General features: G+C 65.4%; 17 protein-coding genes. 13 read left to right on the top strand and 4 right to left on the bottom strand.

Going from position 1 to position 20743, the window contains the following annotated elements:
* Position 1 precedes the first annotated feature (1 nt).
* The 3 genes from acnD (at position 2) to DK842_RS17390 (ending at position 4402) form a co-directional block, all read left to right on the top strand.
* Complete coding sequence (acnD, locus tag DK842_RS17400) at positions 2 to 2605, top strand: Fe/S-dependent 2-methylisocitrate dehydratase AcnD (RefSeq protein WP_114062588.1); 2604 nt, start codon at positions 2 to 4, stop codon at positions 2603 to 2605.
* A 56-nt stretch (positions 2606 to 2661) separates the two neighbouring features.
* A complete protein-coding gene (gene prpF, locus DK842_RS17395) occupies positions 2662 to 3852 on the top strand; it encodes a 2-methylaconitate cis-trans isomerase PrpF (protein WP_114062587.1) in 1191 nt (396 codons plus the stop codon).
* 109 nt (positions 3853 to 3961) lie between these two features.
* A complete protein-coding gene (locus DK842_RS17390; RefSeq protein ID WP_114062586.1) occupies positions 3962 to 4402 on the top strand; it encodes a cupin domain-containing protein in 441 nt (146 codons plus the stop codon).
* 21 nt (positions 4403 to 4423) lie between these two features.
* Here DK842_RS17390 and DK842_RS17385 read toward each other — a convergent pair whose 3' ends face one another.
* On the bottom strand, positions 4424 to 5500 hold the full coding sequence (locus tag DK842_RS17385; RefSeq protein ID WP_114062585.1) for an NAD(P)-dependent alcohol dehydrogenase: 1077 nt from the start codon (positions 5498 to 5500) through the stop codon (positions 4424 to 4426).
* A 285-nt stretch (positions 5501 to 5785) separates the two neighbouring features.
* On the opposite strand from DK842_RS17385, the gene DK842_RS17380 reads away from it, so the two are divergent.
* From DK842_RS17380 to DK842_RS17365, 4 genes are all read left to right on the top strand, one after another.
* Positions 5786 to 6643, top strand: a complete 858-nt coding sequence (locus tag DK842_RS17380) for a DMT family transporter (protein WP_114062584.1) — start codon at positions 5786 to 5788, stop codon at positions 6641 to 6643.
* Positions 6644 to 6721: 78 nt separating this feature from the next.
* Positions 6722 to 7114 carry a lysozyme inhibitor LprI family protein gene (locus DK842_RS17375; RefSeq protein ID WP_168191708.1) on the top strand — a complete coding sequence of 131 codons (393 nt, stop codon included), beginning with the start codon at positions 6722 to 6724 and terminating at the stop codon, positions 7112 to 7114.
* Between the two features lie 77 nt (positions 7115 to 7191).
* On the top strand, positions 7192 to 8094 hold the full coding sequence (gene dapA, locus DK842_RS17370) for a 4-hydroxy-tetrahydrodipicolinate synthase (RefSeq protein WP_114062582.1): 903 nt from the start codon (positions 7192 to 7194) through the stop codon (positions 8092 to 8094).
* A gap of 65 nt (positions 8095 to 8159) precedes the next feature.
* A complete protein-coding gene (locus DK842_RS17365) occupies positions 8160 to 9074 on the top strand; it encodes a pyridoxal-phosphate dependent enzyme (protein ID WP_114062581.1) in 915 nt (304 codons plus the stop codon).
* Between the two features lie 68 nt (positions 9075 to 9142).
* On the opposite strand, the gene DK842_RS17360 is transcribed toward DK842_RS17365, so the two are convergent.
* Entirely contained in the window at positions 9143 to 9643 is a 501-nt protein-coding gene (locus tag DK842_RS17360; RefSeq protein ID WP_011135595.1) for a YajQ family cyclic di-GMP-binding protein, read from the bottom strand.
* A 130-nt stretch (positions 9644 to 9773) separates the two neighbouring features.
* On the opposite strand from DK842_RS17360, the gene DK842_RS17355 reads away from it, so the two are divergent.
* On the top strand, positions 9774 to 10409 hold the full coding sequence (locus DK842_RS17355; RefSeq protein WP_114062580.1) for a LysE family translocator: 636 nt from the start codon (positions 9774 to 9776) through the stop codon (positions 10407 to 10409).
* 53 nt (positions 10410 to 10462) lie between these two features.
* On the opposite strand, the gene DK842_RS17350 is transcribed toward DK842_RS17355, so the two are convergent.
* Positions 10463 to 10801, bottom strand: coding sequence for a P-II family nitrogen regulator (locus DK842_RS17350; protein WP_114062579.1), 339 nt, complete (start codon positions 10799 to 10801; stop codon positions 10463 to 10465).
* A gap of 146 nt (positions 10802 to 10947) precedes the next feature.
* Here DK842_RS17350 and purL point away from each other — a divergent pair, with 146 nt between their 5' ends.
* Together purL and DK842_RS17340 are read left to right on the top strand one after the other, a co-directional pair.
* On the top strand, positions 10948 to 14907 hold the full coding sequence (gene purL, locus DK842_RS17345; RefSeq protein ID WP_114062578.1) for a phosphoribosylformylglycinamidine synthase: 3960 nt from the start codon (positions 10948 to 10950) through the stop codon (positions 14905 to 14907).
* On the top strand, positions 14847 to 15506 hold the full coding sequence (locus DK842_RS17340) for a hypothetical protein (protein WP_145964065.1): 660 nt from the start codon (positions 14847 to 14849) through the stop codon (positions 15504 to 15506). The genes purL and DK842_RS17340 overlap by 61 nt, the downstream gene beginning before the upstream one ends.
* A 77-nt stretch (positions 15507 to 15583) precedes the next feature.
* Here the strand turns inward: DK842_RS17340 and DK842_RS17335 are convergent, their stop codons facing one another.
* Complete coding sequence (locus tag DK842_RS17335; RefSeq protein ID WP_114062576.1) at positions 15584 to 16582, bottom strand: NAD(P)H-quinone oxidoreductase; 999 nt, start codon at positions 16580 to 16582, stop codon at positions 15584 to 15586.
* Between the two features lie 147 nt (positions 16583 to 16729).
* Between DK842_RS17335 and DK842_RS17330 the strand changes: the two genes are divergently transcribed.
* Genes DK842_RS17330 through DK842_RS17320 form a run of 3 tightly spaced genes read left to right on the top strand, consistent with a single transcriptional unit; the run spans position 16730 to position 20656 of the window.
* The gene (locus DK842_RS17330; RefSeq protein WP_114062575.1) at positions 16730 to 19156 is read left to right on the top strand and encodes a heavy metal translocating P-type ATPase; all 2427 of its coding nucleotides are present in this window, start codon (positions 16730 to 16732) and stop codon (positions 19154 to 19156) included.
* Entirely contained in the window at positions 19156 to 19356 is a 201-nt protein-coding gene (gene ccoS / locus DK842_RS17325; protein WP_114062574.1) for a cbb3-type cytochrome oxidase assembly protein CcoS, read from the top strand. Before DK842_RS17330 ends, ccoS begins: the two co-directional genes overlap by 1 nt.
* A 43-nt stretch (positions 19357 to 19399) precedes the next feature.
* The gene (locus DK842_RS17320; protein WP_114062573.1) at positions 19400 to 20656 is read left to right on the top strand and encodes a methyl-accepting chemotaxis protein; all 1257 of its coding nucleotides are present in this window, start codon (positions 19400 to 19402) and stop codon (positions 20654 to 20656) included.
* Positions 20657 to 20743 lie beyond the last annotated feature (87 nt).

Raw genomic sequence — 20743 nt, 5'->3', positions numbered from 1 at the left:
CATGAACCGCCAATACCGCACCGCCCTGCCCGGCACCGGGCTAGACTATTTCGACGCCCGCGCCGCCGTCAACGCCATCCAGCCCGACGCCTGGGACAAACTGTCCTACACCGCTCGCATCCACGCCGAAAATCTGGTCCGCCGCTGCGAGCCGGCCACCCTGAGCGAATGCCTAGAGCAGATCGTTTACCGCAAGCGCGAGCGCGACTTCCCCTGGTTCCCGGCGCGCGTGGTGTGCCATGACATCCTGGGCCAGACCGCGCTGGTGGACCTTGCCGGCCTGCGCGACGCCATCGCCGACCAAGGCGGCGACCCCTCCCAGGTCAATCCGGTGGTGCCGGTGCAGTTGATCGTAGACCATTCGCTGGCGGTGGAGTGCGGCGGCTTCGACCCGCAGGCTTTCGAGAAAAACCGCGCCATCGAAGACCGGCGCAACGAGGACCGTTTCCACTTCATCGAATGGACCCAGTCCGCCTTCGATAACGTCGACGTGATCCCGGCCGGCAACGGCATCATGCACCAGATCAATCTGGAGAAGATGTCGCCGGTGATCCACAACGACAAGGGCGTGGCCTATCCCGACACCTGCGTCGGCACCGACAGCCACACGCCGCACGTGGACGCGCTGGGCGTAATCGCCGTCGGCGTGGGCGGCCTTGAGGCGGAAAACGTGATGCTGGGCCGCGCCTCGTGGATGCGGCTGCCGGACATCGTCGGCGTGGAGCTCTCCGGCAGGCCTGCCGCCGGCATCACCGCCACTGACGTGGTGTTGGCGTTGACCGAATTCCTGCGCCAGCAGAAGGTTGTCGGCGCCTATCTGGAGTTCTACGGCGAAGGCGCCGCGGCGCTGACCCTGGGCGATCGCGCCACCATCTCCAATATGGCCCCGGAATACGGCGCCACCGCCGCGCTGTTCTTCATCGACCAGCAGACTATCGATTACCTGAAGCTGACCGGCCGCAGCGACGAACAGGTCAAGCTGGTGGAAACTTACGCCAAGACCTCCGGCCTGTGGGCGGACAGCTTGGAAACGGCCGAATACGAGCGCGCGCTCAAGTTCGACCTGTCCACCGTTACCCGCAATCTGGCCGGCCCATCCAACCCGCACAAGCGGCTGCCGGTATCGGCATTGGCCGAGCGCGGCATCGCCGCCAACCTCGCCGAAGCCCGCGCGCAGGAAGCGCAAGGCCTGCTGCCGGACGGCGCGGTCATCATCGCCGCCATCACCAGCTGCACCAATACCTCCAACCCGCGCAACGTGATCGCGGCCGGCCTGTTGGCGCGCAACGCCAACAAGCTGGGCCTCAGCCGCAAGCCTTGGGTGAAATCTTCGCTGGCGCCCGGCTCCAAGGCAGTGGAGCTGTATCTGAAGGAGGCCGGCCTGCTGTCCGAGCTGGAGCGGCTGGGCTTCGGCATCGTCGCCTTCGCATGCACCACCTGCAACGGCATGTCCGGCGCGCTGGACCCGAAAATCCAGCAAGAGATCGTGGACCGCGACCTGTACGCCACGGCGGTGCTGTCCGGCAACCGCAACTTCGACGGCCGCATCCACCCCTACGCCAAGCAGGCTTTCCTGGCCTCGCCGCCGCTGGTGATCGCCTACGCCATCGCCGGCACCATGCGCTTCGACATCGAAAAAGACGCGCTGGCAGTCGTCGACGGCAAGGAAATCCGCCTGCAAGACATCTGGCCGTCCGATGAAGAAATCGACGCCGTGCTGAAGCAGGCGGTGAAACCCGAACAGTTCCGCCAGGTCTACGAGCCGATGTTCGCCATCCGCCGCGACAGCGCCGCCAAAGCCAGCCCGCTATACGCCTGGCGGCCGCAGTCCACCTATATCCGCCGCCCGCCGTACTGGGAAGGCGCCCTGGCCGGCGAGCGCACGCTCAAGGGCTTGCGGCCGCTGGCGCTACTGCCGGACAACATCACCACCGACCACTTGTCGCCGTCCAACGCCATCCTGGCCAGCTCAGCCGCCGGCGAATACCTGGCCAAGATGGGCTTGCCGGAGGAAGACTTCAACTCCTACGCCACCCACCGCGGCGACCACCTGACCGCGCAGCGCGCCACCTTCGCCAACCCACAGCTGGTCAACGAGATGGCCGTGGTGGACGGCGAGGTGAAGAAGGGCTCGCTGGCGCGAGTGGAGCCGGAAGGCAAGGTGATGCGGATGTGGGAAGCCATCGAAACCTATATGGACCGCAAGCAGCCGCTGATCATCGTCGCCGGCGCCGACTACGGCCAGGGCAGCTCGCGCGACTGGGCAGCCAAGGGCGTGCGCCTGGCCGGCGTCGAGGCCATCGTCGCCGAAGGCTTCGAGCGCATCCACCGCACCAATCTGATCGGCATGGGCGTGCTGCCGCTGGAATTCAAGCCCGGCTTCAGCCGCAAGACCTTGCAGCTAGACGGCACCGAAACCTACGACGTGATCGGCCAGCGCGAACCGCGCGCCGACCTGACCCTGGTGATCCACCGCCGCGGCGGCGAAACCGTTCAGGCGCCCGTGACCTGTAGGCTGGATACCGCCGAGGAGGTGTCGATCTACGAGGCCGGCGGCGTCTTGCAGCGCTTCGCGCAGGATTTCCTGGCCGCGGCGCAAGCCTGACTCACACACAGCGGCCGATTCATATCGGCCGCGCCACACAAAACAGGATGGCAAGCATGACTCACCCGGCTCAGATTCGCATTCCCGCCACTTATATGCGCGGCGGCACCAGCAAGGGCGTTTTTTTCCGGCTGCAGGACTTGCCGCAAGCCGCCCGCCAGCCCGGCGAGGCGCGAGACGCGCTGCTGCTGCGCGTCATCGGTAGCCCGGACCCGTACGGCAAACAGATAGACGGCATGGGCGGCGCCACGTCCAGCACCAGCAAAACCGTCATCGTGGGCAAATCCACTCAATCTGGCCATGATATCGACTACCTGTTTGGCCAAGTCAGCATCGACCAGGCCTTCGTCGACTGGACCGGCAACTGCGGCAACCTGTCCGCCGCCGTCGGCCCGTTCGCCATTGCCGGCGGCCTGATCGACCCGGCGCGCGTGCCGGATAACGGCATCTGCACCGTTCGCATCTGGCAGGCCAATATCGGCAAGACCATCATCGCCCACGTGCCCATCACCCGCGGCCAAGTGCAGGAAACGGGCGACTTCGAGCTGGACGGCGTCACCTTCCCCGCCGCCGAAGTGCAGCTGGAATTCCTGGACCCTGCCGACGAGGGAGACGGCGACGGCGGCGCGATGTTCCCCACCGGCAATCTGGTGGACACGCTGGAGGTGCCCGGCGTCGGCGCCTTCCCGGCCACGCTGATCAATGCCGGCATCCCCACCATCTTCGTCAACGCCGCCGACATCGGCTACACCGGAACGGAGCTGCAGGACGCCATCAACGCCGACGCCGCGGCGCTGGCGCGCTTCGAAACCATACGCGCTTACGGCGCGCTGAAAATGGGCCTGATCCAGAATCTTGACCAGATCGCCAGCCGCCAGCACACGCCCAAGATCGCCTTCGTCGCGCCGCCGGCCGACTATGTCGCCTCCAGCGGCAAGCCGGTGAAAACATCCGACATCGACGTGCTGGCGCGCGCCATGTCCATGGGCAAGCTGCACCACGCGATGATGGGCACCGCGGCTGTGGCCATCGGCACTGCCGCGGCCATCCCCGGCACGCTGGTCAACCTGGCCGCCGGCGGCGGAAAACGCCAGGCGGTGCGCTTCGGCCACCCGTCCGGCACGCTGCGGGTGGGCGCGCAAGCCCGCGAAGAGCGCGGGGAATGGATTGTCACCAAGGCCATCATGAGCCGCAGCGCCCGGGTGCTGATGGAAGGCTGGGTGCGGGTGCCTGGCGACGCGTTTTAAACGAACCGTCGGGCAATTGCGGGACAATCGCGGGAATGCGGAAAGCATTCCCGTTTTCGCATCGAGATGGCGATATTGCCGGCAGTTTCTTGCAAGATTTCATGGGATAATGACAATCAGCCGGCGCGACATCGACGAGCATCCCAAAATCATCGCCATCCGCGCAGGCCCGATCGAACAGCAAACGGAACCCGCCGCCATGAACACCCCCGCCCCGATACTGACCGCCTCCACCGATTGGCACTGGAGCCCCACGCCCTATCCAGGCGTGGACTTCACCTGGCTGCGCCGCAACCCGAACGGAGGCGGCTCCGCATTGCTGAAGCTGGCCAAGGGCGCGAAGCTGCCGCTGCACCAGCATCCTGGCACGGAGCAGGTTTTCGTCACCGCCGGCCGGCTCAAGGTGGGCGACCATGTGCTGAACAAGGGCGATCATCTGTTCATCGATGCCCAAGTCCCGCACGCGGTGGAGGCGCTGCAATCCGCCGTCTACCTGACGCTATCCGAAAACGATGGCGTGGAGCTGCTGGAGCCGGACCAGGCAAGCTGATCCTGCTCCATGGCTAGGCGGCTAGAACGGTTTGATCGCCACCTTCAGCACGCCGTCGCGCTGGTGCGAGAACAGGTCGTAGGCCTCGACGATCTGATCCAGCTTGTAACGGTGGGTGACCAGCGGCGACAGATCCAGCCGGTCGCTCTCCAGCACATTCATCAGCCGCCGCATCCTCTCCTTGCCGCCCGGGCACAGCGAAGACACGATCTTCTTGTCGCCCAGGCCGGCATTGAACGCATCCAGCGGGATCTTCAGATCGGTGGAATACACGCCCAGGCTGGACAGCGTGCCGCCCGGCTTCAATATCCGCAGCGCGGATTCGAACGTGCTCTGGGTACCCAGCGCCTCGATGGCGGAGTCGACGCCGCGTCCGCCGGTCAACTTCAGGATTTCCGAGACCACGTCCACCTGGCGGAAATTCAGCGTCACGTCGGCGCCCAGCCGCCGCGAAATCGCCAGCCTGTCGTCTATGCCGTCCACCGCGATGATGCACGACGCGCCGCGCAAGCGCGCGCCCGCCACCGCGCACAAGCCTATCGGCCCCTGGGCGAACACCGCCACCACGTCGCCGATCTTGATGTTGGCCGCCTCGGCGCCGGCAAAGCCGGTGGACATGATGTCCGGACACATCAGCACCTGCTCGTCGCTGAGCCCGTCCGGAATCGGCGCCAGATTGGCCTGGGCATCCGGCACCAGCACGTACTCGGCCTGGGTGCCGTCTATGGTGTTGCCGAAACGCCAGCCGCCCATCGGTTTGTAGCCGTGGCATTCGCAGCCGCCATCCTGCGACGGATAGCCATCCTGGCAGCCGTAGGAGGTGAAGCTGGGACAGATGGCGCCGGCGATCACCCGCTGCCCCTCGCGATACCCCTTGACGTCCGCGCCCAGCTTCTCGATCACACCCACCGGCTCGTGGCCTATGGTCAGGCCGGACGCCACCGGATACTCGCCCTTGAGAATGTGCACGTCGGTGCCGCAGATGGTGGTGGTGGTGATCCTCACCAGCGCGTCGCCCGGCCCTACCGCCGGAATCGGCTTCTCCCGCAGCTCGATCTTGCCGGGCGCGACAAATACCGCTGCCTTCATATTGCTCATGGCCTGCCTCCTGTCGTGGCGGAGCCTGCCCGGCCGTAAGCCGCGGCCGGCCCCGGGATGGAAACGAAACAGATCCTTCACTAGGCCGCAAGATCGCGTCGCGGACAACTGCCCGATCGGTCCAAAGTATGGACGCATGATCTGGGTCAAACGCCTTGTTGCCCTGCGGCCATGCCTGCGCGCCGCCGCAAGCGCCGAAAACAACGCCATTTGATGTAACAACTGGTTTACACTTCACCGTTCCACTTAAAATATCTCCACATAAAACAAATACGAGAGACATCAATGAATCAAGCGATGCTGTACGCGCTCGCCGCGATCGCCATGTGGGCCTCCGTCGCCACACTCAGCGCCCTCACCCATACCCTGCCGCCCTTCTTCGTCGCCGGCGTCGGCCTGATGCTGGGCAGCCTGCTGACCATGCGCCGCATAAGCGAATGGAAAGTGCCGCCGAAGAATTTCGCCAATGGGGTTTACGGCATCTTCGGCTTCTACTTTTTCCTGTTCAACGCCTACCGGCTGGCGCCGGTGATGGACGCCACCGTGCTCAGCTATATCTGGCCGCTGTTGATGGTGCTGCTGTCGCCCCTGCTGCTGCCCGGCACCCGCCTGAGTGCCAACCACATCCTCGGCAGCCTGATCGGCTTCGCCGGCGCGGCGCTGATCGTCACCGGCGGCAAGCTGTCGCTGTCGCTGTCCGCGCTGCCCGGCTATCTGATGGCCTTGGGAGCCGCCGTGGTATGGGCGACCTATAGCCTGGTCACCCGCCGCCTGCCCGCCAGCTCCGACAACGCCGTCGGCGGCTATTGCTTCGTGTCCGGCCTGCTGGCGCTGGGCCTGCACTTCGCCACCGAACCCGCCGCCCATCCATCGGCCATCCAATGGCTGATGATCGCCGTGCTGGGCTTGCTGCCGATGGGCGCGGCCTTCCTGTGCTGGAACCGGGCCATACGACTGGGCGACGCGCGCCAGATCGGCGCGCTGGGCAACGCCACCCCGCTGCTATCCACCCTGATGTTGGTGGCCTCCGGCCAAGCCACCCTCAACGGCAGCGCCGCGCTGGCCATCGCCATGATCGTCGCCGGCGCGGCGCTGGGCACGCTGCCCGCCGAACGGCTGCGGCTGGGTTCGCTGCGCGCCTGAGCCCGACTGCCCCGAAGGACACGCCTCTCATCGCTCGCAGGGCTATAATCGCAAACTGTTCCCCATATGGAGTTTTCGATGAAGCCCTGCCTCCTCGCGCTCTTGGCGCTGTTCGCCAGCCACGCCGCCCTGGCCGAAGACGATCCCTGCAAAGAAGCCAGCAATACGATAGAAATCAACGAGTGCATGCAAAAGCAGTTCGATGGCAAAGACAGATTGCTCAACGACCGCTACCGCGAGCTGCTGCAAAAGCTGCGCGCCGACGAAGCCCGGGACAAGCCGGCAGCCAAAGAGAAACCTTCCGCGATGCTGGTGCAGGCGCAGCGCAAGTGGATCGCCTTCCGCGACGCGGACTGCGGCGCCAAGTATCAGATCTATGCCGGCGGCACCATACGCAACGCCGTCTTCCTCGGCTGCAAGATCGAGCGGACCGAGCAACGCATCAAGGAGCTGGAGCCCAAGCTCTGGTAAGCCGCGCGGGTTTCCGCGCCCCTGGCCTGGGAGTATCATCCCGCCTTATCTTCACGCAAAAATAAAAAGGGGCTGACATGGCAAAACACTGGGGCAAGGTCCTGACCGCGATGGTGACGCCATTCGACGACGACGGCCGGCTGAACCTGGACATGGCTCGCGATCTGGCGCGCCATCTGGCCGACAACGGCAGCGACGCGCTGGTGCTGGCCGCCACCACCGGCGAAGCGCCGACGCTCTCCGACGCCGAGCGCTTCGACCTGATCCGCGCCGTCAGCGAAGCGGTGGCCATCCCGGTGCTGGCCGGCGCCGGCAGCAACGACACCCGCCACGCGCTGGAAATGACGGCCAAAGCCGCCGACGCGGGCGCGGCCGGAGCGTTTCTGGTCTCTCCGTATTACAACCGCCCGCCTCAGGCCGGCATCGAGGCGCACTTCCGCGCCCTGGCCGCCGCTACCCGCCTGCCGGTGATGATCTACGACGTGCCCGGCCGAACCGGCCGCCGCATCGCCCACGAGGTGCTGCTGCGGCTGTTCCGCGAGGTGGACAACATTGTCGCCTTCAAGGACGCCACCTGCGATCCCGCCGCCGCCGCGCGGCTGGTAGCCGAGGCGGGCGAACACTTCGAGCTGTACTCCGGCGACGACGCGCTGACCCTGCCGCTGCTGGCGGTGGGCGCCGTCGGCGTAGTCGGCACCTCCACCCACTGGACCGGACCGGAGTTCGCCGCGATGATCGCCGCGTTCGAAAACGGCGACACGCGCCGCGCCCGCGAAATCAACGCCGCGCTGCAAGCCTCCTACGCTTACGCCAATACCGACGACTCGGTGTATTCGATGTCGGTGAAGGCGATGCTGCGCAGCCAGGGACTGGCCGTCGGCGAATGCCGGCTGCCGCTGCCGCGCGCGCCTGCCGGCGTGGAGGCTCGCGCGGCCGAAGTATGGCGCGATTTGCAAAACTGGCGGTCCCGGCAACGCTAGTCACCATCCATTCGAGCGCCGCCGACCGCGGCATTCACTCGCCCCGCGCCCGAGAAGGAGACGCCGTGTCGCTGCACATTGAAACGCCTTTGCTGGAATCCAGGCCGCTGAGCATGCTGGCCGGCCGCTCCGTCTGGCTCAAGCTGGAGGCGGTCCAACCCTCCGGCTCCTTCAAGATTCGCGGCATAGGGCTCGCCTGCGTCGAGCATCATCGCCGCGGCGCGAAGCGCTTCATTTCCTCCTCCGGCGGCAACGCGGGACTGGCCGTCGCCTACGCTGGCCGCCGCCTGGGCGTGGCTGTGACGGTGGCCGTGCCGGAAACCGCCACCGAACGCGCCAAGGAGCTGCTGCGCCAGGAAGGCGCGGAGGTGCTGGTGCATGGCGACTCCTGGCAGGAGACCAACCAGTTCGCCCTGACGCTGCTCGGCCCCGGCGACGCCTTCTTGCACCCCTTCGACGACCCGCTGGTATGGCAAGGCCACGCCACGCTGGTAGACGAGCTGGCCGGCGCGGGCTGCAAGCCCGACGCCATCGTGCTGTCCGTCGGCGGCGGCGGCTTGCTCAGCGGCGTGACGGAGGGGCTGCGCCGCCACGGCTGGAACGATGTGCCGCTGCTGGCGGTGGAGACGGAAGGCGCGGCGTCCTTCCGCGCGGCCGTCGACGCAGGACAAACGGTTGCGCTGGCGCGCATAGACAGCATCGCCGCCACGCTGGGCGCCAAGCGGGTGTGCGAACAGGCGCTGCGCTGCGCGCGCGAACACCCGGTGCGCAGCCTGCTGACGACGGACCTCGACGCGCTGGACGCATGCGAGCGCTTTCTGGCCGACCATCGAGTGCTGGTGGAGCCCGCCTGCGGCGCCGCGTTGGCGCCGCTCTACCAACGCGCGCCCGAATTAGCCGATTTCGACAAGATACTCGCCATCGTCTGCGGCGGCGCCACCGCCACGCTGGAGCAGATTCGCGCCTGGGCCGGGCGCTGAGCCGCGGCTGAAAATAAAACACCCCGCAACGCGGGGTGTTCGTCATTCGATATCCGCCGAAGCCAGGCTCAATCGCGGAAATTGTTGAACTGCAAAGGCGCGCCGTTTTCCAGATCGGAGGCGATTTCTGCCTTCAACAGCGCGATGGCTTCCTGCAACACGTCGCGCTTGGCGCCGGACACGCGCACCGCTTCGCCCTGGATGCTGGCCTGCACCTTCATCTTGGAATCCTTCAGCAGCTTGACGATCTTTTTCGCCAGGTCGCTGTCCAGGCCTTCCTTGATCTTCAACACTTTCTTCACCTTGTTGCCGGAGACTTTTTCCAGCTTGCCGTAGTCCAGGCTGCGCACATCCACGCTGCGCTTGGACAACTTGTTCACCAGGATGTCGTTGACCTGGTCCAGCTGGAACTCGGTATCGGCGAACAGCGTCACTTCCTTGTCGTTGAATTCGATGCGGGCGTCGCTGCCCTTGAAATCGTAACGGGTGGACACTTCCTTGTTGGCCTGGTCCAGCGCGTTGCGCACTTCCACCTTGTTTACTTCGGAAACGACATCAAAAGACGGCATAAAACAATCCTCGCTAATAACCTGCCGCATTCTAGTAGCGGCGTTGCCGCTTGTCACCCGTCATGCCATTGCCAAGGCCTTTCGGAAATGGTTTTATCGACGACAGTCAAACAAATCCCGGAAATTCGCCATGCTCGCCACCCTGCCGCAACTGGCCGCCTTTCTTGCCGCCGCCATGTTGATCACCGTCACTCCCGGCCCCGACAACCTGATGGTGCTGAGCCAGGGCATCTCCCGGGGCCGCCGCCAGGGCATGGCCTTCGGCCTGGGCTGCGCGCTGGGCTGCCTGAACCACACCCTGCTGGCCGCGCTGGGCGTCAGCGCGCTGATCGCCGCCTCGCCGCTCGCCTTCGCCGCGCTCAAGATCGCCGGCGGCGCCTATCTGGTCTACCTGGGCTGGGGTGCGATCCGCAGCCCCGGCGCCAGCTTCGACGCCCATGTCCAGGCCAGCGGCCCGCAGAGCTCCTTGGCCGCCACCTTCCGCCGTGGCCTGATCGCCAACGCGATCAATCCCAAGGTGGTGCTGTTCTTCCTCGCCTTCCTGCCCCAGTTCGTCCATCCGGCCCAAGGCCCGGTCGGCCTGCAGACCGCCATCCTCGGCGCGCTGTTCACCCTGCAGGGGGCGTTGATCTTCGGCGCGCTCGGTTATTTCTCCGGCCACGTCGGCCAATGGCTGGCCAAGAGCAGCAGGGCCAGCCAGTGGCTGGACCGCATGGCGGGAACCGTCTTCATCGGCCTGGGGCTGCGCCTGATCCTGGCGCGCTGAGCGCGCAAAAAAGGCGGCCCCAAGGCCGCCTTTCGCCATCCATCCCTGGCGGATCAGATCGCCTGCTCGTTGGTCTCTCCGGTACGGATGCGCACCACCTGCTCCACCGGCATCACGAAAATCTTGCCGTCGCCAATCTTTCCGGTGCGAGCGGTTTCGACGATGGTCTCGATCGCGCGCTCCACCAGATCGTCCGGCAACACCACCTCTATCTTCACCTTGGGCAGGAAATCCACCACGTACTCGGCGCCGCGGTACAGTTCCGTGTGGCCTTTCTGGCGGCCGAAACCCTTGACCTCGGACACGGTCAGGCCGTTGATGCCGATCTCCGACAAGGCCTCGCGCACCTCGTCCAACTTGAACGGCTTGATGATGGCTTCGACCTTTTTCATGCGCAACGCTCCCGGATAAATCCAATGACATGATGATAAAATGCAAAAAATGCCGCGCCGGGGCCGGATTGTCCGGCTACGCCTTAAATGCGGCGATGTTTTGCTGTATTATGACGCCCTTTCCTGGTACTTGTCGCGGGTGTCTAATGTCTTACATTACCAAGCTGCGCGGTGGCGTTGCCCTGTCACCGTTTCGTCTCGAAAAACTGCAGGCGGCAGCGGCCGATGCCGGTCTGAAGGATATCGTCCTGACTGCCGAGCACTGGCATTTTGCGGAGAGCGACGGCGAACTCTCGCTGGAGGAAGTCGGCGTGCTGGGCCAGTTGCTCAGCTACGGCGAACCGCCGCTGAGCGCCGAGCCTGAAGGCGAACTGTTCCTGGTCGCGCCGCGCATCGGCACCTTGTCGCCCTGGGCCTCCAAAGCCACCGACATCGCCCGGCACTGCGGCTTGCCAAACATCCGCAGAATCGAGCGCGGCACCGCCTTCCGAATCAAGTCCGCCGCAAAATCTTTAAGTGAAGAGGCTCGCCACACCCTGGCGGGCCTCTTGCACGATAGGATGACGGAAACCGTGCTGTCCTCGCTGGACGATGCGGAAAAGCTGTTCACCCATTTCGACCCGCAGCCGATGACCAGCGTGGACGTCCTCGCCGGCGGCCGCGCGGCGCTGGAGGCGGCTAACGCCCAGCTCGGCCTCGCGCTGTCGGACGACGAGGTGGAATACCTGGTGGAGAACTTCATCAAGCTGGGCCGCAACCCCAGCGACGTGGAGCTGATGATGTTCGCCCAGGCCAACTCCGAACATTGCCGCCACAAGATCTTCAACGCCCAGTTCATCATCGACGGCGTAGAACAGGGCAAATCACTGTTCCGCATGATCCGCGACACCCACGAGGCCAATCCGCAGGGCACGCTGGTGGCGTACAAGGACAACGCCTCGGTGATCGAGGGCGCCTTCATCGAACGCTTCTACCCGCAGCCGGGCAGCAACCAGTACGCATTCAACAGCGAGCCCACCGACATCTTGATGAAGGTGGAAACCCACAATCACCCGACCGCGATCTCGCCCTTCCCCGGTGCGTCCACCGGCAACGGCGGCGAAATCCGCGACGAAGGCGCCACCGGCCGCGGCTCGCGCCCCAAGGCCGGCCTGACCGGTTTCACCGTATCCAACCTCAACATTCCCGGCTTCAAGCAGCCGTGGGAAGCCTACCGCGACGGCCAGCCGGAATACGGCAAGCCGGGCCGCATCGCCTCGGCGCTGCAGATCATGCTGGAAGGCCCGATAGGCGGCGCGGCGTTCAACAATGAATTCGGCCGCCCCAATCTGGCCGGCTACTTCCGCGCCTTCGAGGAAGAGTTCAACGGCGAGATGCGCGGCTACCACAAGCCCATCATGCTGGCCGGCGGCCTGGGCAACATCCAGCAGCAGCAGATCCACAAGAATGAAATCCCGGAAGGCGCGCTGCTGATCCAGCTGGGCGGCCCCGGCCTGCTGATCGGCCTGGGCGGCGGCGCGGCGTCGTCTATGGACACCGGCGCCAACAGCGAAAACCTGGACTTCGACTCGGTGCAGCGCGGCAATCCGGAAATCGAGCGCCGCTGCCAGGAAGTGATCGACCGCTGCTGGCAACTGGGCGAAGCCAACCCCATCGTCTCCATTCACGACGTCGGCGCCGGCGGCCTCTCCAACGCCTTCCCGGAACTGGTCAACGATGCCGGCCGCGGCGCGATCTTCCACCTGCGCAAGGTGCATCTGGAAGAAAAAGGCATGACCCCGATGCAGATCTGGTCCAACGAAGCGCAGGAACGCTACGTGATGGCCGTGCTGCCCGAGGATCTGGACCGCTTCAGCGCCATCTGCGAACGCGAGCGCTGCCCGTTCGCGGTGATGGGCGTGGCCACCGACGACGGCCACCTGCAAGTGCGCGACGACCACTTCGACAACAAGCCGGTGGACATGCCGCTGGAAGTGCTGCTGGGCAAGCCGCCGCGCATGACCCGCGACGTGGCGTCGCAGGAGCCCGAGCTCAAGACGCTGGACGCGTCCAAGTACCCGCTGCGCGAATCCGCCTACCGCGTGCTGCGCCACCCCACTGTGGCCGACAAGTCCTTCCTGATCACCATCGGTGACCGCACCGTGGGCGGCATGACCGCGCGCGATCAGATGGTGGGCCGCTGGCAGGTGCCGGTGGCCGACGTGGCCGTCACCACCATGGGCTTCAATACCTACCGCGGCGAAGCGATGGCGATGGGCGAACGCACGCCGGCCGCGCTGTTCAACGGCCCGGCCTCCGGCCGCATGGCCATCGGCGAGGCGCTGACCAATATCGCCGCCGCCTTCGTCGGCCATCTGGGCAATGTCAAGCTATCCGCCAACTGGATGGCGCCGGCCGGCCATCCGGGCGAGGACGCCAATCTGTACCGCACCGTGCAGGCCGTGTCGGAACTGAGCCAGAGCCTGGGCGTCAGCATCCCGGTGGGCAAGGACTCGCTGTCGATGAAGACGGTGTGGCAGGAAAACGGCGAGCAGAAGAGCGTGACCGCGCCGCTGTCGCTGGTGATCTCCGCGTTCTCGCCGGTGGACGACGTGCGCAAGACCGTCACCCCGGACCTGAAGGACGTCAAGGACAGCGATCTGATCCTGATCGACCTGGGCTACGGCCGCTGCCGCCTGGGCGGCTCCATCCTGGGCCAGGTGTGGAAAGACATGCGCGGCCGCTCGCCGGACGTGGAAAGCCCGATGCAGCTGTCCGCCTTCTTCGGCGTGATGCAGTCGCTGCTGCGCGACGACATGCTGCTGGCCTACCATGACCGCTCCGATGGCGGCCTGTTCGCCTCGCTGGCAGAAATGATGTTCGCCGGCCACGTCGGCGCCAGCATCGATCTGCAGGAGCTGGTGATCGAGCGCCAGAACACCCAGCGCATCATCGACGACTTCGTGCCCAGCGGCGTGGACGCCGCCGCCCATGGCCGCATCATGCGCGTGCTGTTCAACGAAGAACTGGGCGCGGTGCTGCAGGTGAAGAAGGCCGACACGCCGGAAGTGATTTCCCGCTTCATGAAGGCCGGCATCGGCCGCGAACTGTTCGTCATCGGCCGCCCCAACAGCCATGACCGCCTGGTGATCAAGCACAAGGGCAAGGACCTGTTCAGCGAAAGCCGCAGCGAGCTGTTCTGCGCCTGGTCCGAAACCAGCGCCCGCATGCAGCGCCTGCGCGACAACCCGGCCTGCGCCGACAGCGAGCAGCTGCTGCGCAGCCACGCCAAGCCGCGCGGCCTGTTCGCCCAGCTGTCCTTCGACGTGCACGGCGACCCGGCGCTGCCCTACATCGGCACCGGCAAGCGCCCGCGCATGGCCATCCTGCGCGAACAGGGCGTCAACGGCCAGATCGAGATGGCGGCGGCGTTCGACCGCGCCGGCTTCGAGACGGTGGACGTGCACATGAGCGACATCATCGCCGGCCGCGTGCAACTGGCCGACTTCAAGGGACTGGCGGCCTGCGGCGGCTTCAGCTACGGCGACGTGCTGGGCGCCGGCGAAGGCTGGGCCAAGAGCATTCTGTTCAACCCGCGCGCCCGCGAACAGTTCGAGGCTTTCTTCGGACGCGGCGACACCTTCGCGCTGGGCGTGTGCAACGGCTGCCAGATGATGTCCAACCTGTCGTCCATCATCCCGGGCGCCGAGCACTGGCCGAAGTTCCACCGTAACGCGTCGGAACAGTTCGAGGCGCGCTTCGCGATGGTGGAAGTCACGTCCTCGCCGTCCATCTTCCTGTCCGACATGGCGGGCAGCCGCCTGCCGGTGGTGGTGAGCCACGGCGAAGGCCGCGCGGTATTCGCGCCGGGCGCGCAGGATCAGGCGTTGACCGCGCTGCGCTATATCGACTTCGACGGCCGGGCCACGGAAACCTATCCGCTGAACCCCAACGGCTCGCCGGCGGGCGTCACCGGCGTCACCACGCAGGACGGACGCTTCACCATCATGATGCCGCACCCGGAGCGCGTGTTCCGCACCGTGCAGAACAGCTGGCACCCGGCCGAGTGGGGCGAAAACGGCGGCTGGTACCGGATGTTCGCGTCTGCCCGCCGCTGGGTGGGCTGATCCCGCAGCAGACCGCAGCGACAAAAACGGAAGCTTTCGGGCTTCCGTTTTTTTATGCCGCATTCGCCCCTGAATGGCTCTCCATCTCGGATGGGCGACACATATCGGCATTGTTTGTGAATATCATGGTAATGGGCGCGCCTCAGCAGCGCGGCGAATCGTTGAAAAACGAACAGACGCTGCAATTAAATCGCTATGTATATGCCAGCACGGCGGGAACGGCTCGCTACCCGAGCGTCACGCCAGCCCGCTCCATGGTTTTCTCCACCTTCAAAGACGTGCTCGTCGGGCAGGAATTCAATAGCTCTTTTGCGGAAGACGCCTCCGAATTTGACGATGCAAAGATCAGCGCGCTCCAAAAAGGGAAAACCACAAAAGCCGAAGTTATCGCCATGCTGGGACAGCCTAGCGGCCAAGCCATCTATCCGATCATCAAGAGCAAAACCGGCAAAGGCATGATTTACGCCTACTCTCATGTAACAGGCACGGTTTTCAATATGAAGATGTACAGCAAATTACTGATCGTCTCTCTCGACGAACAAGACATCGTCAGCGATGTGGAATACACATCTTCTGGCGACAAACCTTCTGCGAACTGATCCTCGCCGGCAATAGCAATGAATAAACGGAGGCCTGTGGCTTCCGTTTATTCATTCAAACAGTCGTCAATGCCCCGTCACGCGGCTGCCGTCATCGGAAACAAGGTCAAGACCACCTTGCCGAGATTGCGGTTGTCCGCCATGTAGCGATGAGCGTCCTGCACCTGGGTCCATGGAAAGCTGCTGTCCACCACCGCCCGCACCTTGCCCTCCAGCAACGCGGGGAGGATCAGATCGCGCAGCGCGCCCGCGAGTTCGGATTTCACCGCCAGAGGCTGCGGCCGCAGCGTGGAGCCGATCAGGCTGATGCGTTTCATCAGCAGACGGCCGAAGTCCAGTTCCGCCTTCAAACCGCCCATTAGGCCGATATTCACCAGCTTGCCGTCCGGATTCAAAGCCTGCAGGTTTTCCGCCAGATGGCTGGCGCCCACCGGGTCCAGCACCGCGTCGGCGCCGCCCCATTCCCTGACCCGCTCGCCAAAGGCCGGCGTCTCGTGGTAATTGAACGTCTGGCTCGCGCCCAGCTCCCGGCAAAAAGCCAGCTTCTCCGCGCTTCCGGCGCTGGCGAAGGCTTCCGCGCCCAAAAACCGCGCCAACTGGATCGCGGCCACGCCGACGCCGCTGGCGCCGGCGTGGATCAAAGCGCGCTGGCCGCCCTTGAGGCCGGCCTTCACCACCAGGTTGAACCAGGCGGTCATCCAGGCCTCCGGCAGGCTGGCCGCCTCCACCCAGGACAAACCATCCGGCTTGGCTATCGCCAATGCTTCGTCCATCAAAACGTATTCCGCGTAGCCGCCCCCCTCCACCAGGCCGAACACTGCGTCGCCGGGCTGGAAGGCGGAATCGCCGACAACGGCCTCCACCACTCCCGACACCTCAAGCCCCATCAGCGGGCTGGCGCCCGGCGGCGGGGGATAGCGTCCTTCTCGCTGCATCAGATCGGCGCGGTTGACGCCCGCCGCCATCACGCGCACCAACAGCTTTCCAGACGCCGCCTGTGGCTTGTCCCACTCACCCATTTCCATCGTCTCGGCGCCGCCCGGCGCTTTCTGCACAACTGCCAACATCTTTTCCATGCTTATGACATCTCCTCTCGTTTGATCTTCCGCAAATGCGGACGGTCGCCCTTATTCTCAAGTGCGGCGCTGGATAATCCGCCCAGAACCGTCGCGCCATGCGCTGGATCAAGCATTGCGCGCCGGCTTTGATTACAATCCTACGTCATGAGCGAGAACTGTTTCCATTGCGGTTTGCCGGTGCCCCCCGGCGCCAGCTTCCCCATCCGCTACCGCCAGCGCGAAGAGCCCGCCTGCTGCGCCGGCTGCCAGGCCGTGGCGGCCACCATCATAGAGTCCGGATTGTCCGACTACTACAAGCACCGCACCGAGGGCGCGGCGCGCGCCGAGGCTCTCCCCCAGGCGGTGCTGGAGCAGATCAAACTGTACGACAGCGAAGAGCTGCAGCGCAGCTTCGTCCGCGTCGAGAATGCAAACGTCCGCGAGGCCTCGCTGATGCTGGAAGGCATCACCTGCGCCGCCTGCATCTGGCTGAACGAGCAGCACATCCGCCGCTTGCCCGGCGTATTGGGCGTGGACATCAACTACAGCACCCAGCGCGCCCGCGTGCGCTGGGACAACGGCCGCGTGCAGTTGTCCGCCATCCTGGAAGCGGTGGCGGCGATAGGCTACCGCGCCCACCCCTACGATGCCGACCGCCAGGAAAAACTGCAGCAGAAGGAGCGCAAGCAGGCGCTGACCCGGCTGTGGGTGGCCGGCCTGTCGATGATGCAGGTGATGATGTACGCGGTGCCGGTCTACCTGGCGCCGGACGGCGACATCGCGCCCGACTTCCTGTGGCTGTTGCACTGGTCCAGCTTCATCCTGACGCTGCCGGTGCTGCTGTACTCTGCGCTGCCCTTCTACCGCAATACCTGGCGCGACCTGAAAACCGGCCGAGTCGGCATGGACACGCCGGTCAGCATCGGCATCCTCACCGCCTTCATCGCCAGCTTCTGGGCGCTGATCCACAAGGTGGAGCACGGCATCTATTTCGATTCGGTATCGATGTTCGTGTTCCTGCTCTTGGGCGGCCGCTACCTGGAAAGCATCGCCCGCCGCAAGGCCGGCGCCGCCAGCGAAAGCCTGGTCAAGCTGGTGCCGGCCTTCGCCCACCGGCTGGACGGCTGGCCGCAAAGCCGGGACAGCCGCGAGGCGACGGTGGCTGGCCTGAACCCCGGCGACGTGATCCTGGTCAAGCCCGGCGAAACCATTCCGGCGGACGGCGTGGTGCTGGACGGCCACAGCTCTAGCAATGAATCGCTGCTCACCGGAGAGAGCCGCCCCATCGCCAAAGCGCCGGGCGACGCGGTGATCGCCGGCAGCGTCAACGCCGCCAGCCCGCTGGTGCTGCGCGTGGAACAGGCGGGCCAATCCACCCGGCTGGCCGGCATCGTGCGGCTGTTGGACCAGGCGCTGGCCGAAAAACCCCGGCTGGCCGTGCTGGCGGACCGCTTCGCCAGCGGGTTCGTCGCGCTGCTGCTGCTGGCCGCCGCCGGCAGCTATCTGGCCTGGCATTTCATCGACCCGGACCGCGCGCTGTGGATCATGGTGGCGGTGCTGGTGATCTCCTGCCCCTGCGCGCTGTCGCTGGCCACGCCTGCGGCGCTCACCGCCGCCAGCGGCCGGCTGGCCTCGCTGGGCGTGCTGACCACCCGCGGCCATGCGCTGGAAACGCTGGCCAAGGCCGACGACGCGGTGTTCGACAAGACCGGCACCCTCACCCACGGCCAGATGCGGCTGCTGGAGACGCGCGGCCCGCTGGACGCTCAAGCCGCGCTGGCCATCGCCGCCGCGCTGGAGCAAGGTTCCGAGCACCCGCTGGCCCAGGCCATCCTGGCCGCCGCGCCGGCGGACAAGCCGCAAACCGGCGAGCTGCGCAACCATCCTGGCGGCGGCGTGGCCGGCATCGTCGACGGCCGCGAATGGCGCTTGGGCTCGGCGCCCTTCATCGCGGCCTGGCTGGGACGCGAGGCGGACGAAGACGCCGAATGGCAGCCGGATTGCAGCCAGGTGCTGCTGGCCGACGCCGGCGGCGTGCAGGCCCGCTTCGCCATCGGCGACGCCTGCCGCGACGACGCGGCGGCGCTGGTGGCGGAGTTGTCCCGCCGCGGCCTGGCCGTCCACCTGCTCAGCGGCGACGGCGAAGGCCCGGTGGCCGGCCTTGCCGCCAGGCTCGGCATCAAGCAGTGGCGCTCGCGCGCGACGCCGGAGGACAAGCTCGCCTACGTCGCCGCGCTGCAGGCCAAGGGCCGACGGGTGCTGATGGTGGGCGACGGCGTCAACGACGCGCCGGTGCTGGCGCGCGCCGACGTCTCCATCGCCATGGGCGGCGGCACCGACGTCGCCCGCGCCAGCGGCGACATGGTGCTGATGGGCGACCGGCTGGGCCTGATCGGCGACGCGCAGCGGATCAGCCGGCGCGCGCTGGCTGTGATCCGGCAAAACCTGATCTGGGCGGCCGGGTATAATGTCGTCGCGCTGCCGCTGGCGATGCTGGGCCACGTCACGCCCTGGCTGGCCAGCCTGGGCATGGCCCTGAGCTCGCTGCTGGTGGTCGGCAACGCGCTGCGTCTCGTCAAACGGAAACCCTGATGGAAAGCCTCTACCTGCTCATCCCCCTCAGCCTGGTGCTGGTCTTCGTGATCGGCGCCATTTTCTGGTGGGCCACCCGCTCCGGCCAATTCGACGACATGCAAGGCCCCGCCTATCGCATCTTGATGGATGATGACAATCCGAACGGAGAGGCGGAAGAAAGCCCTTCCTCCCACACAAAGGAACATTCGCCGGACTAAAGCAGCTATAACTTAGCTAAGTGAAATTACTTAGCTATTGGCTATGCAACTGCGTCTATTCCTGCTGTCCCTGCCGGCATGCTTGCTACTGCCGCTGTTTTTCGCAACGGCGGAACCATCTGGCCGGCTTGTGTTCCTCAGCGGCTGCGTCTCCGGCGTCGCGGCCCTGCTCTGCCACCAGTGGCTGCGCCAGCTTTTCCTGCTTCGCCCCTTGCGCCTGCTGGAGTCCGCCCTCGATGACATGATGGGCGTGCCGGTCGACCTGAGCCGGTCGCTGCCGCCGCTGTCGGCGCAGCACCCCCTCCATCCCACGGTCGCCAAGCTCAATCAGCTGCTGGCGCGCGCCAATGCCTCCTTCCACAACGTCGCCGGCGCGTCGGTCCGCTTGATGCCGATGGCGCAGGAGTTGACCGACACCTACAGCACCATGTTGCAAAAAAGCCTGCTGCAAGCCAATCACGGCAAGGTGCTGCTAGAGGCGATCAACACCATGATGGCGCAAACTCAGGTGCTGCAGGATGGCCTGGGGGAAATATCCGCCGCCATCGCCCATGCGCATCAAGACATGCAAGAAAACCGCGAAGCGACGCTGGCTGTGATAAACGGCGTCACCGAGGTCGCCAAACTGCTCGACCGCTCGATGCGCGAGGTAACCGCCTTGCTGGATGCCTCCAGCCAGATCGGCAACATCCTCGACAACATCAAAGACATCGCCGACCAGACCAATCTGCTGGCGCTGAATGCGGCGATCGAGGCCGCGCGGGCCGGCGAAATGGGGCGCGGCTTCGCCGTCGTGGCCGACGAGGTGCGCAAGCTGGCGCAAAACACGCAGCAGGCCACCCGCGACATTCAGGCCATCATGCAGCAGGTGCAGCAAAACACCGCCAAAGTCTCCGACTCCATGCAGGCTTCCAACGCCCGGGCGGATGCCGCCGCAGCCGAGGCCGGCCGTTCGCGCGAGCAACTGGACAAGATCACCAGCGCGATGAGCGAAATCAACCATGCTTCGCAAGGCATCGCCACGGCCGTCACCGAACAGCATGCCACAGTGCAAGCATCCAAAACTTCGGGCGACATCCTGATCCAGCTGAATCAGGATGCGCTGGATTCCGGCCGCATTCTGTCGGTCTCGCCGGAAGACCTGCGCAAACTGGCCGCCAAGTTGAAAGAGAACCTGGCTGATTTTCGGACCGGCGACGCGATGGACAACGACCGCCGCCGCAACATAGCCCGCACCCAAGAACTTGAGCTCGCCGCCATCAAAGGCTCCGACGCCAGCGGCGATATCGAGCTTTTCTAAGCGGAACGCTTATCCGGCAAAGAAAATTTGACAAATTAGAGATTGCTTATAAAATCAACCTCTTTTTTTTCCAGTCCGCAGCCTAGC

This window comes from Chromobacterium phragmitis (assembly GCF_003325475.1).
Classification (GTDB): Bacteria; Pseudomonadota; Gammaproteobacteria; order Burkholderiales; family Chromobacteriaceae; genus Chromobacterium; species Chromobacterium phragmitis.
Note: the sequence above shows the minus strand (reverse complement) of the source record. Positions and strands in the feature narration are given on the sequence as shown.

What these genes read in the sequence shown, in the direction of transcription:
- acnD (WP_114062588.1), top strand. Translation starts at nt 2, where the DNA reads ATGAACCGCCAATACCGCACCGCCCTGCCCGGCACCGGGCTAGACTAT.
- prpF (WP_114062587.1), top strand. Translation starts at nt 2,662, where the DNA reads ATGACTCACCCGGCTCAGATTCGCATTCCCGCCACTTATATGCGCGGC.
- DK842_RS17390 (WP_114062586.1), top strand. Translation starts at nt 3,962, where the DNA reads ATGACAATCAGCCGGCGCGACATCGACGAGCATCCCAAAATCATCGCC.
- DK842_RS17385 (WP_114062585.1), bottom strand. Translation starts at nt 5,500, where the DNA reads ATGAGCAATATGAAGGCAGCGGTATTTGTCGCGCCCGGCAAGATCGAG.
- DK842_RS17380 (WP_114062584.1), top strand. Translation starts at nt 5,786, where the DNA reads ATGAATCAAGCGATGCTGTACGCGCTCGCCGCGATCGCCATGTGGGCC.
- DK842_RS17375 (WP_168191708.1), top strand. Translation starts at nt 6,722, where the DNA reads ATGAAGCCCTGCCTCCTCGCGCTCTTGGCGCTGTTCGCCAGCCACGCC.
- dapA (WP_114062582.1), top strand. Translation starts at nt 7,192, where the DNA reads ATGGCAAAACACTGGGGCAAGGTCCTGACCGCGATGGTGACGCCATTC.
- DK842_RS17360 (WP_011135595.1), bottom strand. Translation starts at nt 9,643, where the DNA reads ATGCCGTCTTTTGATGTCGTTTCCGAAGTAAACAAGGTGGAAGTGCGC.
- DK842_RS17355 (WP_114062580.1), top strand. Translation starts at nt 9,774, where the DNA reads ATGCTCGCCACCCTGCCGCAACTGGCCGCCTTTCTTGCCGCCGCCATG.
- DK842_RS17350 (WP_114062579.1), bottom strand. Translation starts at nt 10,801, where the DNA reads ATGAAAAAGGTCGAAGCCATCATCAAGCCGTTCAAGTTGGACGAGGTG.
- purL (WP_114062578.1), top strand. Translation starts at nt 10,948, where the DNA reads ATGTCTTACATTACCAAGCTGCGCGGTGGCGTTGCCCTGTCACCGTTT.
- DK842_RS17335 (WP_114062576.1), bottom strand. Translation starts at nt 16,582, where the DNA reads ATGGAAAAGATGTTGGCAGTTGTGCAGAAAGCGCCGGGCGGCGCCGAG.
- DK842_RS17330 (WP_114062575.1), top strand. Translation starts at nt 16,730, where the DNA reads ATGAGCGAGAACTGTTTCCATTGCGGTTTGCCGGTGCCCCCCGGCGCC.
- ccoS (WP_114062574.1), top strand. Translation starts at nt 19,156, where the DNA reads ATGGAAAGCCTCTACCTGCTCATCCCCCTCAGCCTGGTGCTGGTCTTC.
- DK842_RS17320 (WP_114062573.1), top strand. Translation starts at nt 19,400, where the DNA reads ATGCAACTGCGTCTATTCCTGCTGTCCCTGCCGGCATGCTTGCTACTG.